A 17,365-nucleotide genomic window follows, 5' to 3' on the forward strand; every position below is an offset into this window, starting at 1 on the left:
TTTATTCGACCGTATGATTTGGTGCAGATTTGGATACTGCCTTGTAGGGTTTTGTGACGTCTTTCAACGTGACATCTAAGCACTCTACATCCAAAGCCAAGGCACCATCGCCAGCTAATGTGAAAATAACCTGACCTTCGCCGTCTTTTCCTGCTTTGAAATCAATAGATAAGATTGAAATGATTTGGTCTTTGTCAGATTTATCGATGCCCATAGAGGACACTTTTAAAACGTTGTTCACAACCAGCATGGCTTGCACGCGTTCATAGACACGGTTGCCGCGTTCAGCCTGTGTTTTATCTTCCCAACGGAAGCGGTTGAGCAACAGGCCAAATCGATTGGCCGATGGTTGCCATGATGTTTCTTTTAAGGGCAACACTGCATCTTGAATAAGTGTCGAGATCACACTTAGATCATCTACATCTTGTGCGATAAGACGTAATGATTGTTCAATGCCATCTTCGAATTTAGCGTCTTGTTGGGTCACTCAGATACCCTTTCGATATTCGCACCACAGGCGGAAAGTTTATCTTCTAAACGCTCATAGCCGCGATCCAAGTGATAAACGCGTGATACGATTGTTTCACCTTCGGCAGCAAGTCCTGCAAGGATAAGGGATACAGAGGCGCGTAGATCCGTCGCCATGACGGGTGCACCTTTAAGTTTCTCAACACCAGTCACTGTGGCTGTGCCGCCACTGACTTCGATGGATGCGCCCATGCGGATCAATTCAGGGGCGTGCATAAAGCGGTTTTCAAAGATGGTTTCTTCCAGCACTGATGTGCCGTCCGCTGTACATAGCATTGCCATCATTTGCGCTTGCAGATCCGTTGGAAAGCCCGGGAACGGTTCGGTTACAACATCTACGCCTTTGATACGGCCATTGCGGCTGGCGACTTTCAGACCACGCTTGGTTTCTGTGACTGAGATGCCGCAAGCGTCTAGTTTTTCACAAAATGCCGCTAAAAGGTTGATACGCCCGCCCAGTAATTCAACTTCGCCGCCAGCGATGACAGGGGCCAGCATATATGTGCCAAGCTCGATGCGATCCGTGACAACAGGGTGGGTTGCGCCGTGTAGTTTTTCTACGCCTTCAATGGTGATGTCTGTTGAGCCGTCACCGCTGATTTGTGCGCCCATTTTACGCAAGCAATCGGCAAGATCTACGATTTCAGGTTCGCGGGCTGCGTTTTTGATAACGGTTGTACCCTTGGCAAGCGTAGCTGCCATAAGCAGGTTTTCTGTGGCACCAACAGATGCGAATTCCAACTCAATTACAGCGCCCTTTAGGCCTGTTGGGGCTTTGGCGTGAACGTAGCCTTCTTTCAATTCGATTTCCGCACCTAAAGCTTCAAGGCCTTTGAGGTGTAGGTCAACGGGGCGCGCGCCAATAGCGCAACCGCCAGGCAGGGAAACAACTGCTTCGCCATCACGCGCCAGCATTGGGCCAAGAACCAAGATTGACGCGCGCATTTTGCGCACGATGTCATAATGTGCTGTGTGGTTTGTAATCTTGTGGGTATCTAAGACGATGATTTGACCGCCTTGCAACACAGCCACTTCGGTGCCCAAAGAGGATAGCAATTCGTTGGTTGTCTTGATGTCAGATAAACGCGGTACATTTGTTAGGGTCAAAGGTTCGTCTGTTAGCAAAGTTGCTGGCATCAATGTTAGGGCAGCGTTTTTTGCGCCCGCAATAGGGATTTCACCACTCAAAGGGCCATTGCCCCGTACGATAATCGAATCCATCTGCCTTTACCCCTTAGTGTCTGCCGCTTTTCGTGTACGACTTTGTGCTTTGCGCCTTTGCAGATTTTCGCGCAACTGCTTGCGCAGCCGTTCAGCACGTTCTGCTGCGGCTTTTTCTTTGGCTGTCATTGGCTTTTCTTTTTCAGTCATGGCACCCCTTTACAATAAGCTTTGTGCGGGGTCTAGACAAAGTGCTTTATCCCTTGCGTTTCGTCTGGCTTGCGATAAAAAGCGCTCATTGTGCTGCTGTAGCTCAGTGGTAGAGCGCGTCATTGGTAATGACGAGGTCGGGAGTTCAATTCTCCCCAGCAGCACCATTTCCTTCAAGTTGTAAAAGGTCAGGCAAGTTTGCCATTTTGGCGGATTTATTGCCATTAGGGCCGATACGGAACTAAATCATTGGATGAATGGCAGCTTTTGATGACAAATCGCGCTTGAAAACGATATCGTTTGGTAACTAAGGGCGGAGAGCAGACATTCAGTTGGGAAATAGAAAGGAAGGTCATCTGTCCAGAAGTTGACATTCATGATATACTGCAAGTTTAAGTGTATCGCATAGCTGGTTTGTTAATGTTTAAATAAATTCTTTATAGAGTTTGCAAATACTATATCCATGAATATGGTGGCGTAAAATAAATTCGATAGGGACAAAAATTGGATTTCGACGATAACTCCACATCATTTAATAAAGTGAAAAGCGAGATTAAGAACTCACAAGGGGTGAGTTACTCGGATTTTTTAAGAACCTTAACGCCTAATTTTCGCGTGGCTCAACGCGACTTGCTTCTGGGGCATATGGCTTTGGTTACAACATTATTGGTCCTGTGTTTTCTCCCCTTAAGCTCATGGCCGATATCAATTCTAGCAATCCTCGCAGGAAGCTTCTTGATTGGGTATTGGTTTGCATATATCCAACTTTTTATTCACGAAGCAGCACATTACAACATGGCTGCTAAAAAGGAAAATAATGAGTTTATTGGTAATTTCGCCATTGGTATCCTTGTTGGTTCTTCAATAAAAGATTATCGAAAAATCCACTTTCAACATCACCGTGCTTTAGGCACTACGGAGGACAGTGAGAATTCTTACTTCTTCCCTTTTAACATCATTATGATTTTTAAAATGTTACTTGGAATACGCGTTGTCGAAGTCATTATGAATCGCAAAAAAATAGTGGATCAAGTTAAACCAAATGACGGCGGAAAGCCACGTATCTCTGGAATATTAATAGCGGGGCTTATCCTACATTGTTCAATATTGGGTCTATTGTTTATCACTCAGGAATGGATCGCGTTATTTTCATGGGGGATCGGTATAGCAATTGTATTTCCATTCTTTGGCGCGGTTCGTCAAATTCTTGAGCACCGTTCGTTAGATGCAAATCCACAAATTGATTATAGTGAAGTTGATCACGGCGCTATGACACGTATATTCGGGGATGATATTTTTTCTAGGACATTTGGAGCTGCTGGGTTTAATAAACACTTAATTCACCACTGGGAACCAAGGCTATCTTATACAGTTTATGATAACGTATTAGCCTATATCAGTGATACACAGCTTGCAGAGACAATTGATAAGCGCAGTTCTAGTTATGGTCGCGTTTTTGTAGACCTCTTGAAGAGTTCTTGATAAGTAACTTTAAAACTTAAGAGATTAAGACATCATGCCATCAAACCAAACGCATCAGTGCCCTCTTTGTCGAAATGATGAAGTTGAACTATACGCAGAGGCTAAAGATGTTGAATATGCGACCACTTCCGACACTTATTCATTTTACAATTGTAGGGCCTGCGATATCTTGTTCGTTTCTCCAATGTTGGATGATCAACTTGATCTAATTTACCCCAGTAATTACTATGCCTTTGGTGGGGCACAAGAAACATTAGCGCAAAAAATAAAAAACTATTTAGATTTACGATTATTCAGAAAAATCACTGACCATTTTCCACAAAACACAGCATTAAATATTTTAGATGTTGGTGGTGGTGACGGGTGGCTTTTGGATTTGTTCAAACAAATGGATCGCAAATTTGGTGAAACTTGGGTTGTGGATTTAGACCAAAAAGCCCAAGAAAAGGCGATTGCGAAAGGTCATAATTTTCATTTGGGGCCTATTGAAATGTTCACCTATGATGGCAAGTTTGATGTTATCCTTATGCTAAACCTTATTGAACATGTGAAAGATCCTCGTGCCGTTCTATTACAAATAAAATCTCTGCTCAGCGGGAATGGTTGTGTCTTAATTAAAACACCAAACTTCAATTCTCTGGATGCGAAATTATTCAAGAATAATAATTGGGGTGGTTTTCATACGCCGCGCCATTTTGTGCTCTTCACGCAATCAAGTTTTGAAAGCTTAGCACAAGAGGTTGGCTTGAAAGTCACGCAGTCCCAACTGACCCAAGGCGCGCCATTTTGGGCCGTATCTGTTACAGCTTTAGCTCAGAAATATGGCTTGATCAAAGTAGATTATTCCAAAGGTATGCATCGCCATTGGTTATATAAAGTTTCAACGCTGTTGGGAGCGGCATTTGATATTTTGCGTGGCCCATTCTCCGATACATCCCAAATGTTCATAACACTGAGCCATAGCGATGATAGTAAGAATTAAGCTGGCTTGTTAATCCATCTATGAATGCTTGATTTTTATGGGGTGAGCCGTTTTAGTGATGCACAATACCTCTGATGCAGTGAAGGAAGCCAATGTCTTCAAAATATAGTTTTGTTATTCCCTTCATGAACGAAGAAGATGTTCTGCCATTACTCATAAAACGCTTGCGTAGGGTTATTGATGACCTTGATGCTTCTGCCGAAGTGATATTTGTTGATGACGGCAGTAAAGATAAGAGTGCGGCTATTATTGCAAAAGCAATTAACGCTAATCCAGAAATGAAACTGATACGGCTATCTCGTAATTTCGGACATCAGATAGCTGTAACTGCGGGATTGAATAAAGCTTCTGGTGAAGCCATCATTATCATGGATGCGGACTTACAAGACCCACCTGAGGTTGTCCATGAGTTGATTGCGAGTTGGAAAGAGGGCAATGAAATTGTGCATGCTCAACGAAACCGCAGGCAAGGGGAAACTTGGTTTAAAAAGAAATCAGCAATGGTTTTTTACAGTATTCTTAAACGCCTTTCATCAATTGATATACCGCGCGATGTAGGTGATTTTCGCTTGATTGATGCGAAAGTTTTGAATGCTTTTCGCCAAATGCCAGAAAGGGATCGATTTTTACGAGGAATGTTTTCGTGGGTTGGTTTCAAACAGTCGATTGTGCGTTTTGATCGGGATGAACGCGAGGCTGGTGTCACGAAATACCCGCTAGGTAAAATGATGAAATTGGCTATTGATGGACTCGTAGGGTTTTCTGATGCGCCCTTACGTCTTGCTTTGTGGATGGGGGTGCTGGTGTCTGTTGGTGCTATTTCATATGGGCTTTATATTTTGATCATCGCGATGTTTACAGATCAACTTGTCGCTGGTTGGGCCTCGACTGTAGTCATCTTATCGTTTCTAAGCGGCATGAACTTACTGATTAGCGGTGTTATAGGTTTATATGTTGGTCGGATTCACAATGAAGCTAAGCAACGCCCTTTGTATTTTGTTTTAGAAGAAGTTGAAGCAGTTATTCCAACTCCCAAAGGTAAACGTGCTCATGTCAAAGGATGAATTTGACGAATACCGGGATAATTACGTTGAGACAGTTGAGAAATCCGTGGAGTTCTCAGGTTTACGTCATAGTTTTTTCCAAGAATCCAAAGCTTTAATAATAAAAGATCTAATAGAGCAGTATTTACCTGATAATTCTCGTAAAACACTTTTGGATGTGGGTTGTGGCGTCGGGGCTTTACACCCATACATAGATAAGATGTTTACTAAAATTCATGGTGTGGATGTATCTGCTGAAAGCATAACTAAAGCCAAGATTAATAACCCTATGCACGATTATCAGTATTACGAAGGTCATACTCTACCCTTTGCTGATAATTCCGTTGATATGTCACTAGCAGTTTGTGTGATGCATCACGTACCGACAAATCTCTGGGATAACTTTCTGTCTGAAAAAACACGTGTCGTGCGGCCAGGCGGGTTGGTTTGCTTGATCGAACACAATCCTATCAACCCGGCAACGCGACTGTCTGTGGCACGTTGTCCCTTTGATGAAGATGCTGTTCTACTCGGTGCACGTCCAATGCGAAAACGTTTACGCCAAGCTAATCTTGATTGTGTTAAGACAAGGCATTTTGTTTTTTTTCCCACAAACAAACCAATTATACGATCTATTGAACGTCGGATAGGGTGGTTGCCGTTGGGGGCACAATATGCGGCGATTGGAATTCCTAGATGATAAATAAAGCAGGTTTACTTCAAGTATTACGCTTTGTAACAATCGGCGGTGGAGCCGCCATTATATATTTCATTCTGGCCTTAACGCTAGACCGCTTGTTTGATCTGGCGACAATATGGGCATCCTTTTTAGCGTTCGTATTTTCGGCTGTATTTTCATTTGTAGGGCATAGGTGTTTTACATTCTCACCAACACAAACCTCCAAAAAACAAATGTTTAGGTTTATGATATCTACAATCATCGGGTTGTTGCTTTCTACAATTATCCCAATTCTTTTACAGACGCAGGCCCCTATAGTATCCTATATAACAGTCTTAATTACAGTGCCTGTCGTGTCGTTCATTCTCTTAAAGTTTTTCGTTTTTTCAGAAGTATAAATCACCCATGTCAAAACCATACCAACTCCCTACCATCCTTTCATTTATATCGGTCCTTTTACTTTGTTCCTATATGCTTGGGGATGGCCAATTAAATCATGATACCAGTTGGTATCTAATCTCAACAGGTTGGTGGTTGGAAGGTGTGCGCATTTATGATGAAATACTAGAATTGAACCCACCACTTGCTTATTACTTAACTGTGCCACCCGTTTATGTGTCCCAAGTCTTTAATTGGAATGCAGTGACCGTAATGAAGGTCTATGTATTAGTAATTGCAACAATTTCTGTGCTTTGGGCTCATTTTATATTAACCCGCAATCAATTGCATTCAAGCGCCCAGGTTGCGGCGCTGACAATCGGTGCTAGCTTTGCCTTAATGATTGTGCCAATTCATAATTTTGCGCAACGCGAACATTTAATGGTTTTATTTGCTTGGCCTTATGTAGCATTAAGTCTTTCCAAGCCAATGCATGTCGATTTACCTCAAAAGCATATTATTGCAATTGGTTTATTTGCTGCTCTCGGTTTTGCGATAAAACCTTACTTTCTTGCAATCCCACTTTGTATAACCATGGCTCATTGCGTCTATGCACGATCTCTTCGGCCAATAGCCAGCACATTGAATGTAACGGTTCTTGTATTCTGCATCCTTTATGTGTTGGCTTCATTGTTTTTACATCCAGAATATTTCAACAATATCATCCCACAAACGGTGCTGACATATGGGGCATATGAAGAGGGCTTTCTAATTGTAATTAGAAAGGGGGCCTCTGTGATATCTCTGATGATATTTGCACTCCTTGTCGCATTCCTGTTGCCATCAATTAAAAAATCCTCCTTTTCTGCTTCGGTTTGTGCTGCTGCTTGCTTAGGTGGGCTCGGTTCTTATTTGATACAGTCGAAGGGATGGGGGTATCAAATAATTCCATTTCAATCGTTCGCATTTATATTTCTAGCCTGGCTTACGATTTCGTTATTCGAAGATATAAAAACACGACTGTACGGTTTTTTAATTGGGACTGCTTCTTTAGCGCTTATTCTCGTACCTGCACTTAAAAATGGAACGTATGAGAATCCATTCTATAAACAGTTTGCCCAACATTTTTCATGCCCTGCAGGTGCGCGGAGCTACCAGGTGTTTGGCTCGAACGTATCCCCCAGTTTCCCTCTCGCAAACTTTGCGAATGCTACGCCAGCAAATCGCGCCCCAGGATTATGGATATTCCCTGGCGTCATCCATCAGTTGGAAAATGTCACGGATGATACCGAGCGTATGGCTTTGAATGCAGCTATTGAACAATCCCGTAAAACTGTCGTCGACGACTTTATGCGCGTCCACCCACAATTAATTATTGTCGATGTGCGCGATCATAAATCTTACTTTCAAGGTTCATCATTTGATTACATTGATTACTTCAAAGGTGATGAGCGTTTCAAATTGGCTTGGGTAAAATACAAGCTTGTTGATGAGTTTCAAGGGTTTCAAACTTACCGTCGAAAAGGATGTGTTAACGAATTAAGCTAATAGGTATTCGAAAATACGTATAGATATGTCGTACAATCCTTAAAGGGAATGCCGTAGATCTTCCATTCTTCTTTAAGTCATTTTACCCATTTGGATCCGACAATATCAACCCTCAACTTTAAAACACGAACTGCTACCAACTTAATATTCAAGTTTCTAGGCACAGAGAATGACTGCTTTGCGGAGGTTGTAGTATTTCAAATAGCCGGGGCTGATGTCGGCTTAGGGCCGAAAGCTGATTTAATATCGAGGGGTTATCTTTCACGCATTTTTTGCCCAAAGGCAAAGCTATGTGTCCATAAAGGCAAAGGTCTGCATCAAAAAGGCAAAACCTTGTGGCATTTTACAGGAAATATGGATGGCCAAATTAACTTTATACTCGATCCGTTCGATGAACTTGATAGTTCCAATTCGGCACCAATCTGATCTGCGCGACGCTGCATTCCCATTATTCCATGCCCAGAGTTTTGTTGGTTAACTTTGGTTAAATCAAACCCTTTACCATTGTCACTAATAGTGACTGATGTTGCATCCGATGCGACGGTAATATGTGTGGCTTCACCGTGCTTAATGACATTCGTGATTGCTTCTTGAACAATGCGCAGAAGGTTCAGGTTTTGTGATGGCCCTGGTTGCGGCAGCTTGGGTTCATCGGCAATTTGCCAGTTAAACTCCAAGCCATGTTCTGCCAGCAGATCTTCTAGCCTTGTGCGTAACATACCTAAAAGTGTCGAAATACTGTCTTCTGTTTCCAAACTGTCCAACATTAATGCTAGATCGCGTAGAGCGTCTTCTAAGGCTTTTTTCAAAGTGGTATCTGTAACCTTTTTATTCTCCATATAGGCCAAAGCACTGACCAGCTGACCACCCAACCCATCATGCAAATCCAGCATGATGCGTTTACGTTCCTCATCAATCACTTTGCCTTTTTCGGCAATGGCAAGTTTTTCGAAACTCTCTGTTAATTCTGTTGTTTTTTCTTCAATCACGCGCTGTTGTGAAAGTGTTAGGCTTTCATACCGCGTCAGGGATTGGATCAAGTCGGAAATGATCAACCACAAACAGACAGAAGTCATGATAATGGGCATAAAGTGAAACAGTGGTTGATTGCGAATTGGAAAATTCAGAACATGGAAACACAGAGCGTAAAATCCCAGTGCTGCAGACAAAGACAAACAGGTGAAAAATAAATAGAAATCCCTTTGTTTGATTTTTGAGCGGTTGCGCCAAAACACCATAAGAATACTCATAGCGAAAACAGCTGTGCCAAATCCAAGAGCGGTTGCAAGTGTAAAGGCATAGGCTTCGGGGATTATTAAAATGCTTAACACATACAGGCTTAAAAATATCAAATACAAACGTTCATGGCTGGGTATGATTGCATCCAGAAAACGGTTGGAGAATTTTAAGAGCAAATAGACATAGGCTGATACCGAAAAGGGCCATAAGCCCGACCAGTATTTATAGGGCAAGCGGCTGGTATCCATGCTGTAATGCACCAAAAAGATACAAGCCACGACACAAGACAAGCACAACCATAAATAGGTGTGGTTGATCTTTTGCGAAAGTGCCAACGCCCCCAATGCAATTGACAAAATAAGCATAATGCCCAAACCAAACCGCGCGGCATAGACGCTGGTGGCATATCGCCAGTTATAGGCAGGCTTTAAAACCGCAGCAGCACCCAGATAGAATGGGTGAAGATCAACGCCTTCTTGCGGATAGCCTGCCAATGTAAATTGCACAGTATTTGCACCTGCCAGCAAAAGCGATGCGGGGACTGTGATAAAAACTGGATGGTTCCAGTAACGTTTTGGCGCTTCCATCCCAGTATCAAACACCCGTAATGCATGTCCGTTCAGCGTAATCTGCGCGTCATCTGCAAGTTTGGGGATGTATAAAGCCTGCACCATATTGGGTGCTTTATCCAATGTCACAGTAAACTGTAAATCTTGCCGCTCTACGCCCACATCATTACGCATCTTGGAATGATACGGCAGAGATTGTGCTGCACACTCCCCATCTGTACAGAGCTGCCCGTCAGACACCAAATACGCGCCCTCAATAGGGTCAATCCGACCAACGTTAAAAAACAAAAGAACAGTAAGAAGCACTGTGACCCATGCGGAAATGCCAATGAATAATTTGATATTAGGCCAGTTCACAGAATTCCCATTTTCGTCGCTTGTGCAATTGCTTCTGTATTAGAGCTTACTTCCAGCTTACGGTAAATGTTACTGATGTGATTGCCAACGGTTCCTGTGGAAATATCGAACTGTTCGCCAATCTCACGCCGTTTATAACCACGTGCCACAGCCGTTAGGATTTCCACTTCACGCGGGGTTAATGTGATCTCTGGCATCTGCTTTGTCTGGGCTCTATCCACCATCGCCAGCAAATGACGCGCAATTTGTGGGCTGATCGGGCTGCCGCCGTTGATCACGGCATGTATATCTGTGCCAATATCCGTCATCGCGCCGCTTTTCAGGATATAGCCCTTTGCACCTGCCTGAATGGCCTCAATCACACGGCTTTCATCCCCAAAGATCGAAACGATCATCGCATCTACATCCCAATCGGCCTGAACACAGGCACGCACCGCATCGATCCCTGATCCATCGGGCAGGCCGATGTCCACCAACACCACACGGGGGCGCAGATCGAACAGCATGTTGATGCCTTGATCCAGCGTGGTTGCATGTCCCGCCAGCACAATCCCATCGGTCGCAGCAACCGCATCGCGCAAACGTGCGGCAATGTCGGGGCGATCTTCGATGATCAGGACTGGGTGGTCGGACACGGATAAAGCCTTTTTCACTGATGTTAGTAGCAATCTAGCAGAGATGCACAGATATCACATGTGTGAATCCACACATAGGAACATATCCTAACCTAACGTAAGTTTACATCATGAGGGGAAATACGTTTTATAAGTCTTTGGTGAGTGGTGTCGTATGGATACGACATCTGTACGTTATATGTACCTTTATTTTCGTAACGGTATTCACATTATTGAACACAACTCAATCGGCACATGCGACGGTGAGTTGTGAAAACTTTTTTTCCGATACACTTGTTGTTAATTCCGAACCTTTGGGGCAAGGGACCTGTTCATTTGGTTTACAGCCTCCGAATTTTGGACAGTTTCTTTTACTTCAGCGGAAAACGGATGCGTTGGATGACGGAATAAATGCCACTGCAACGGGTCTTACTACACAGATTAGGGATAGGACCGGTATTGATTATGTTCCGACTGCAGCATCATGTATTTCTGGCCCTTGTGATATTCGACCAACGTTAAGCAGCCGGGTCGCGCTTTTATGTAATTCACTGTTAAATGCTACGTGTCGATTTAATGTGACCTACACACCGATTTTTGGTACGGGTTCGAATTTCACCGCTGAATTGGAGGTCAATTACCCCTCTGGAACAATTAGTGCCGTTGTGAATGGTCAAGAATTCAACAGCCCACCAGCGCCACCAGAAATTGAAGTAGTTTCGTTTCCCAATGGTACAAGCATCACTCCAACGTTTGGATTTCTAGAGGTTGGTAGTTCCACACCAAATCCGCGTCAATTTGATGTTCAAAATTTGGGCAATCTCGCTCTTAATTTCACTGGTGCGCCCAGAATTGAAATCACGGGTGAGCATGCGGGTGATTTTTCAGTCCTTCGCGACCTTCCAGCATCCCTTGGCGGCGGACAATTTGATATTCCGGCAACGTCTACTTCTTTTGAGTTGGGATTTCTACCAACCGCAACAGGCACCAGAAACGCAACGGTTACGATCCGAAATAATGATGCAGATGAAGGTGTTTATACATTTAATATTACGGGTGAAGGGCTGATCGCAGGCGCACCTGTTGTTCCCGCCCAAATGACGCTCACAGTTACCCCACCTGTGGCAAATGCTGGTGTCGATCGCGTATTGCGCTATACGATTACGATGCCTGATCCTGCGCAAAACGCCATTGATCTTGCATTCGAACATAGTGTTTCGAATGATGTGGATGCGTTAAATGCAGGTGTTACTTTAGATGCTACCAGTCTTCCCGCAAACCCTTGCGGTGCAGGGTCATCCATTGCCCTATTATCACCGAATTTTATTGGCTTGCGTGGCGGCAATTTAACAGCTGGTGAAAGCTGTTCTTTTGACATCAGACTAAACGTCCCAAACTCAGCACTTACAGCTGATCATACTCAATTGACCAGTGATTTACGTACCTTTTCAGCGGGCCAATTGCTGTCCAGTGCTGCTGCTGAATTCACATACACTGTAAATGATGCGCAAGGGCCGCTCTTTGCTAACCTTCCTGCGGATCAAATCCTGACGGCCAATTCGGGTGAAAATACAGCAAGCTTGGATGTAACGACACTGGGTATCACCGCGATAGACAACACAGATGGACCCGTGACACCTGTATTTATGGTTGGCAGTCTCGAACTCGCGGGTGCGTATGATTTCCCGATTGGTGACACGACAGTCACCGTTGATGCTGTAGATACGCTTGGAAATGCTGCAATCCAAGAAACGTTCAAGGTTACTGTGAAACCGCCAATAGAATTGGCAACGCTAACCCTTTCTGTCTTACCAGAAGTAGCTGCAGCAGGTGCGCCGCGAACTTTGCGTTATACCTTATCTCTACGTGATCTTGCGCAACCTGTGACTGCTATCGGTTTTGAACATGATGTTGCCTTTGTGGTTGGATCTGTATTCATAGATACGGCACGATTGCCTGCGAATCCTTGTGGTATCGGATCCAGCGCAACGCTTACGAGTCCAAGTTTCTTGGTTCTAAGAACTGCTGGGTTGAACGCTGGTGAGAGCTGTACGTTTGACATTGGTTTGACTGTGCCCGTTACAACAGCGCAAGGCGTATTCAGCAATTTGACGAGCCCCATAAGATCAACGGTCGACGCTGTTGAACGTTCAGGCCCTCAGGTCACTGCCCCCTTTACTATCACCGCTGATACGGATGCGCCTGTGATTAATAATGTGCCAGCAACCCAAAGTTTGATGACTTCTGGTATAAGCACCTCAAATTTGGATGTAACGACACTGGGTGTCACCGTCACGGATAATGTAGATGCTGGACTTACACCACTGTTTAGGATTGGCAGTACTATTTTAACTGGTCCATTTGATTTTCCGATTGGGGATACAACGGTCACTATCGATGCCACCGATGTAGCGGGAAATACAGCCACACAGGCCAGCTTTAGAGTTCGTGTCGATGACGTTGACGCACCAATAATTACAGCATCTGATATTGCAACGACGCTAAATTCTGTTTCGCTAAATGCCACGGTCACAGATAATTCAGGCGAGGTGATTGCCCCCGAATTCGCCATAGCAGGCACGCCGATTACCAGCCCCCATGACTTCCCGTTGGGTGTCACAACGGTGGATGTCAGTGCAACGGATAGTGCGGGAAATACAGGCACAGCCCAGTTTGATGTGACTGTGACAGACGGCGAGGCGCCTGTGATATCCAACCTGCCAACCATTGCGACGGCAACAGCGGCATCAGGTGCTACAACAGCCCCAGTGACATGGGCAGAACCAACGGCCAGCGATAATGTGGGCGTGGTCAGTTTTACATCCACTGCTAATTCTGGTGATGCTTTCCCAGTAGGTCTTAACACGGTGACCTATACAGCCCGCGATGCTGCGGGCAATGAAACTTCTGAAAGTTTCGATGTGGTTGTGAACCAAGCAAATGTTCTGAGGGTAACAGGTGCGCTTGTGGGTGGCCCCATTGATGTGGGTGATACAGGCACATACCGCATCACCGTCACCAACCCGAATAATATGGATGCAATTGATGCGAGCATTGCAGCCTTTGTTGGTTCGGTAAGTGCGCCGCTGACAATTACAGGATTGGGTGCGGGTACGCCTGTTGTGTCTGGCCCCTGCACAGGATTTATGGGCACTGCTTCGCCCAGTTTTACAGGTGTTGCCGCCCAAGGGGGCACTGTGCCCGCAAATGCATCTTGTTCGGTAGACATTCCCATAACAACCACAATCGCAACCCCTGCAGGTGAGTTTCCCGTCTTTGGTGTTGCAGTTGGCGACGTGAATGGTGTGGAGTTAACTGGCGCCTTTGCTGATCTGGCAAAGCTTGTGATTGTTTCACCAGATACAACAGCACCCGTTATCACGGTTCCTGCGAATATTGTGGTATCCACTGATGCAGGCCAACCCAATGCGGTTGTGAATTTCACAGTAACGGCCAAGGATGATGTTGATGGGGATATCAGTGGATCAGTTGTCTTATCTCAAGCTTCAGACAGCACGTTCCCTGTTGGTGTGACTACAGTGACAGCCGATGTGATGGACAGCAGTGGCAATGCCGCGACGCAAGCCAGCTTCACGGTGACTGTGACTGATACCGAGGATCCAGTGATCGTTGGGCTACCTACAGATATTGACCTGAACTCGGCAACTGGCACAGGGCTTATTGTGACTTGGGTTGAGCCAACTGTGACGGATAATGTTGGTGCAACTTTGTCCTCCACCGCCAATTCTGGTGACACCTTTCCCATTGGTGTGAGCACCGTGACATATACCGCGCGAGATGCCGCGGGGAATGAAACCGTGGGCAGTTTTACCGTCACAGTGCGTGATACCGCAGCACCGACAATAACACCTCCTGCAGATATTGTGGTGTCTACGGATGCAGGGCAAGCCACAGCTGTTGTGGCTTTTGCAGCGACAGCGACGGATAGTGTGGATGGAGATTTGAGCAGTTCGATTGTGTATTCCCAAGCCTCTGGCACAGCCTTTCCCGTTGGTGTGACCACAGTGACTGCGGATGTCACAGACAGTGATGGCATTGCAGCTTTGCAAGAAAGTTTTACGGTTACAGTGAATGATACAGAAGCGCCTGTTATTACCGTGCCTGCTGATGTGAATTTGGTTGCGGCGGTTGGGGTGACCACGGCGATTGCGACATTTGGAGTGACCGCGATTGATGCTGTGGATGGTGATGTGTCTAGCAGTGTGGTTTTATCACAAGCCTCTGGTACTGCGTTCCCAATTGGGACTACTGTTGTAACGGCCGATGTCCAAGACGCCGCTGGAAACGCTGCGGTACAAGCGCAGTTCAATGTTATCGTCAGAGATGCCGCTAACCCAGATACAACACCACCCGTTTTGACAATCTCTGGTGTACCCACAGAAACAAATACTGCCTTTACGGCAACGTTCAATTTTGATGAGGATGTAATGGGGTTCGCGGTTGCCGATATCGATGTTACGGGCGGAACAGCATCAGGTTTTGAGATTATATCTACTCGATCATACCGCGCTTTAATTACACCTGATACGGATGGAACCATCACTCTGAATGTCGCTGCAAATACATTAACCGATTTGGCGGGTAATCCCATGGCGGCTGATGTTCAGGCGCAGACCGAGTTTGATGGCACAGGGCCGGCTGCGGTTATATCGGCACTCGCAGGTTCAATTAGCGGGCCTTTTGATGCGACGGTTACGTTCTCAGAAGATGTGACTGGGCTGGTGGCGAATAACTTTACAGTTGTGAATGGAGTGATCGGACTGGCGGGCACAGGGCAAGATTACACAATTTCATTAACGCCATCTAGCCCTGGGGATGTTTCGGTTATTTTAAATGCCGATCAAATCGCTGACCGTTTGGGTAATTTAAATACAGCATCGAACTTAGCAAGTTTCAGTCGTGAAACGGATGCGCCTGTTTTAACCATCACAGGTGTTCCAGACACGATTACAACGAACGCACCATTCAACATTGGGTTTTCCTTTTCTGAAACGGTCATTGGTTTTAGCCTTGTGGATGTAAACATTTCAGGCGGTGTTCTGAGTGGATTTTCAGGAAGCGGAAGCTCTTACCAAGGAACGATTACACCAAACGCGCTTTCTGATGTGACCATAGCCGTTTCTGACGGCGTTGCCACTGACCCTGCGGGTAACATGCTGATTGGTTCTAGTGAAACTACACAGTTTAACAGTGCTGCGCGCACAAGCGAACTGATTGCGGGTGCCTTACAAAGGCGCGCAAATAGTTTGCTGTCGAACCAGCCGAATATAAGTGGATTTCTAACAGGAGTTGGACAACAACAGGGCGTCTTTAAGCTCGATGTTTCAAATGGCTTTGCAGACGTTAATATAGCAAACCGTGGCGATGAAAGTGTGTGGTTCCAAATCAAAGGGAACCGCACAGAGATTGGAACTGCAGAAAGTGATTATCTGTTTGGTGTGATTGGTAGCCATCGCAAGATATCAGAAAATACATTGATTGGCGCAATGCTACAGTTCGATCATCTTAACGATAATGACGGAGCGGCACAGACTAGTAGCGACGGTTGGTTGTTTGGTCCATATTTTGCAACCAAACACCCAAAACATCCTTTGTTTTTTGATGGGAGCGTCCTTTACGGCCAAACGAACAACAGAATTTCACCTTTTGGGACGTACACTGATAGCTTTGAAACGGAGCGGTATTTAATCACAGGACAGATAAGCGGTCATATGCAATATGATGCTTTGAAACTAACACCGCGGTTGGGACTACAACATACGAGTGATGAACAACTGGCTTATATGGATACGCTTGGAAATCTGATCCCAGATCAAAGTATCCGTTTGAGTGAACTTAATATTGGTATGGATTGGGATTATGATGTTCCCATTGATTTTGGTAAACTGCATTTTACAGGTGGGCTATCAGGCATATGGTCAAAGACGTCTGGTAGTGGAGCTGCAGTTACCGTTGTTCCAGAATTTGAAGGTTTTAGGTCACGCTTGGATGTAGGTATCAGATATGCGCTTGGTACTCAGCATAAGCTTGATATTGATGTGTATTTAGATGGTATAGGACAAGGTGGATTTAGCAGTCACGGTATTAGTCTGCTATATGCTCTGGAATTTTAACGTAATCTAATTAGATTAGTTCGTTTTGTTTATGCTCACTTGACCGCCATTCGCTAATGTCCGCTTTGTACCCCATTGCTGACATTGAGATCGCTAATATCGAATGTTTCTTAATGTTCAATGGCTAAGCAATTTAACCAAAATGGCAGTGTGTTTTACCCAATCGTTTTTCTACTCTAATAAAAACAATGGGTTACATGCTGCCTAATGGTGAACTTAATGTGCTTTCCACACAAATGTAAAAAGTCAGGCAAGTTTGCCATTTTGGCGGATTTATTGCCATTAGGGCCGATACGGAACTAAATTATTGGATGAATGACAGCTTTTGATGACAAGTCGCGCTCGAAAATAATATCGTTTGGTATGGCACTGGCAATAGCTGCCATATACTTCTTGTTGATTGTTCCTAAGGCTCCATACCAAAATCGCTTTTGTTTAGGG

General features: G+C 44.9%; 12 protein-coding genes and 1 tRNA gene. 8 read left to right on the plus strand and 5 right to left on the minus strand.

The window, feature by feature from the left end; translation table 11 throughout:
- Window position 1: 1 nt before the first annotated feature.
- From F9L33_RS12995 to F9L33_RS15805, 3 genes are read right to left on the minus strand one after another with little or no spacing between them, the layout of a single operon-like run.
- On the minus strand, window positions 2–487 hold the full coding sequence (locus F9L33_RS12995) for a DUF2948 family protein (RefSeq protein WP_152143222.1): 486 nt from the start codon (window positions 485–487) through the stop codon (window positions 2–4).
- Window positions 484–1,749, minus strand: coding sequence for a UDP-N-acetylglucosamine 1-carboxyvinyltransferase (murA, locus tag F9L33_RS13000; RefSeq protein WP_152143223.1), 1,266 nt, complete (start codon window positions 1,747–1,749; stop codon window positions 484–486). Before murA ends, F9L33_RS12995 begins: the two co-directional genes overlap by 4 nt.
- 6 nt (window positions 1,750–1,755) lie before the next feature.
- Window positions 1,756–1,899 (minus strand): hypothetical protein, encoded by a 144-nt coding sequence (locus tag F9L33_RS15805; protein WP_193222043.1) that lies wholly within the window; start codon window positions 1,897–1,899, stop codon window positions 1,756–1,758.
- 92 nt (window positions 1,900–1,991) lie between these two features.
- Here F9L33_RS15805 and F9L33_RS13005 point away from each other — a divergent pair.
- From F9L33_RS13005 to F9L33_RS13035, 7 genes are all read left to right on the plus strand, one after another.
- Window positions 1,992–2,066, plus strand: a tRNA-Thr gene (locus F9L33_RS13005).
- 337 nt (window positions 2,067–2,403) lie between these two features.
- On the plus strand, window positions 2,404–3,381 hold the full coding sequence (locus F9L33_RS13010) for a fatty acid desaturase (protein ID WP_152143224.1): 978 nt from the start codon (window positions 2,404–2,406) through the stop codon (window positions 3,379–3,381).
- Window positions 3,382–3,550: 169 nt separating this feature from the next.
- Window positions 3,551–4,363, plus strand: a complete 813-nt coding sequence (locus tag F9L33_RS13015; protein ID WP_226804129.1) for a class I SAM-dependent methyltransferase — start codon at window positions 3,551–3,553, stop codon at window positions 4,361–4,363.
- Window positions 4,364–4,455: 92 nt separating this feature from the next.
- The gene (locus F9L33_RS13020) at window positions 4,456–5,427 is read left to right on the plus strand and encodes a glycosyltransferase family 2 protein (RefSeq protein WP_152143226.1); all 972 of its coding nucleotides are present in this window, start codon (window positions 4,456–4,458) and stop codon (window positions 5,425–5,427) included.
- A complete protein-coding gene (locus F9L33_RS13025; protein ID WP_152143227.1) occupies window positions 5,414–6,106 on the plus strand; it encodes a class I SAM-dependent methyltransferase in 693 nt (230 codons plus the stop codon). Before F9L33_RS13020 ends, F9L33_RS13025 begins: the two co-directional genes overlap by 14 nt.
- Complete coding sequence (locus F9L33_RS13030) at window positions 6,103–6,483, plus strand: GtrA family protein (protein WP_152143228.1); 381 nt, start codon at window positions 6,103–6,105, stop codon at window positions 6,481–6,483. The genes F9L33_RS13025 and F9L33_RS13030 overlap by 4 nt, the downstream gene beginning before the upstream one ends.
- 7 nt (window positions 6,484–6,490) lie before the next feature.
- A complete protein-coding gene (locus tag F9L33_RS13035) occupies window positions 6,491–8,011 on the plus strand; it encodes a hypothetical protein (RefSeq protein ID WP_152143229.1) in 1,521 nt (506 codons plus the stop codon).
- 317 nt (window positions 8,012–8,328) lie between these two features.
- Here the strand turns inward: F9L33_RS13035 and F9L33_RS13040 are convergent, their stop codons facing one another.
- On the minus strand, window positions 8,329–10,176 hold the full coding sequence (locus F9L33_RS13040; RefSeq protein WP_152143230.1) for an ATP-binding protein: 1,848 nt from the start codon (window positions 10,174–10,176) through the stop codon (window positions 8,329–8,331).
- Window positions 10,173–10,811: a response regulator transcription factor gene (locus tag F9L33_RS13045; protein ID WP_152143231.1), complete on the minus strand. Its 639-nt coding sequence runs from the start codon at window positions 10,809–10,811 to the stop codon at window positions 10,173–10,175. The genes F9L33_RS13040 and F9L33_RS13045 overlap by 4 nt, the downstream gene beginning before the upstream one ends.
- A gap of 557 nt (window positions 10,812–11,368) precedes the next feature.
- Between F9L33_RS13045 and F9L33_RS13050 the strand changes: the two genes are divergently transcribed.
- The gene (locus F9L33_RS13050) at window positions 11,369–16,924 is read left to right on the plus strand and encodes an HYR domain-containing protein (protein ID WP_193222044.1); all 5,556 of its coding nucleotides are present in this window, start codon (window positions 11,369–11,371) and stop codon (window positions 16,922–16,924) included.
- Window positions 16,925–17,365: the final 441 nt, after the last annotated feature.

The organism is Amylibacter sp. SFDW26, assembly GCF_009184395.1.
Lineage (GTDB): Bacteria > Pseudomonadota > Alphaproteobacteria > Rhodobacterales > Rhodobacteraceae > Amylibacter.

Bases quoted from the DNA above. Each gene is read 5' to 3' on its own strand.
- F9L33_RS13035 (WP_152143229.1), top strand. From the start codon at position 6,491: ATGTCAAAACCATACCAACTCCCTACCATCCTTTCATTTATATCGGTC.
- F9L33_RS15805 (WP_193222043.1), bottom strand. From the start codon at position 1,899: ATGACTGAAAAAGAAAAGCCAATGACAGCCAAAGAAAAAGCCGCAGCA.
- F9L33_RS13030 (WP_152143228.1), top strand. From the start codon at position 6,103: ATGATAAATAAAGCAGGTTTACTTCAAGTATTACGCTTTGTAACAATC.
- F9L33_RS13025 (WP_152143227.1), top strand. From the start codon at position 5,414: ATGTCAAAGGATGAATTTGACGAATACCGGGATAATTACGTTGAGACA.
- F9L33_RS13020 (WP_152143226.1), top strand. From the start codon at position 4,456: ATGTCTTCAAAATATAGTTTTGTTATTCCCTTCATGAACGAAGAAGAT.
- murA (WP_152143223.1), bottom strand. From the start codon at position 1,749: ATGGATTCGATTATCGTACGGGGCAATGGCCCTTTGAGTGGTGAAATC.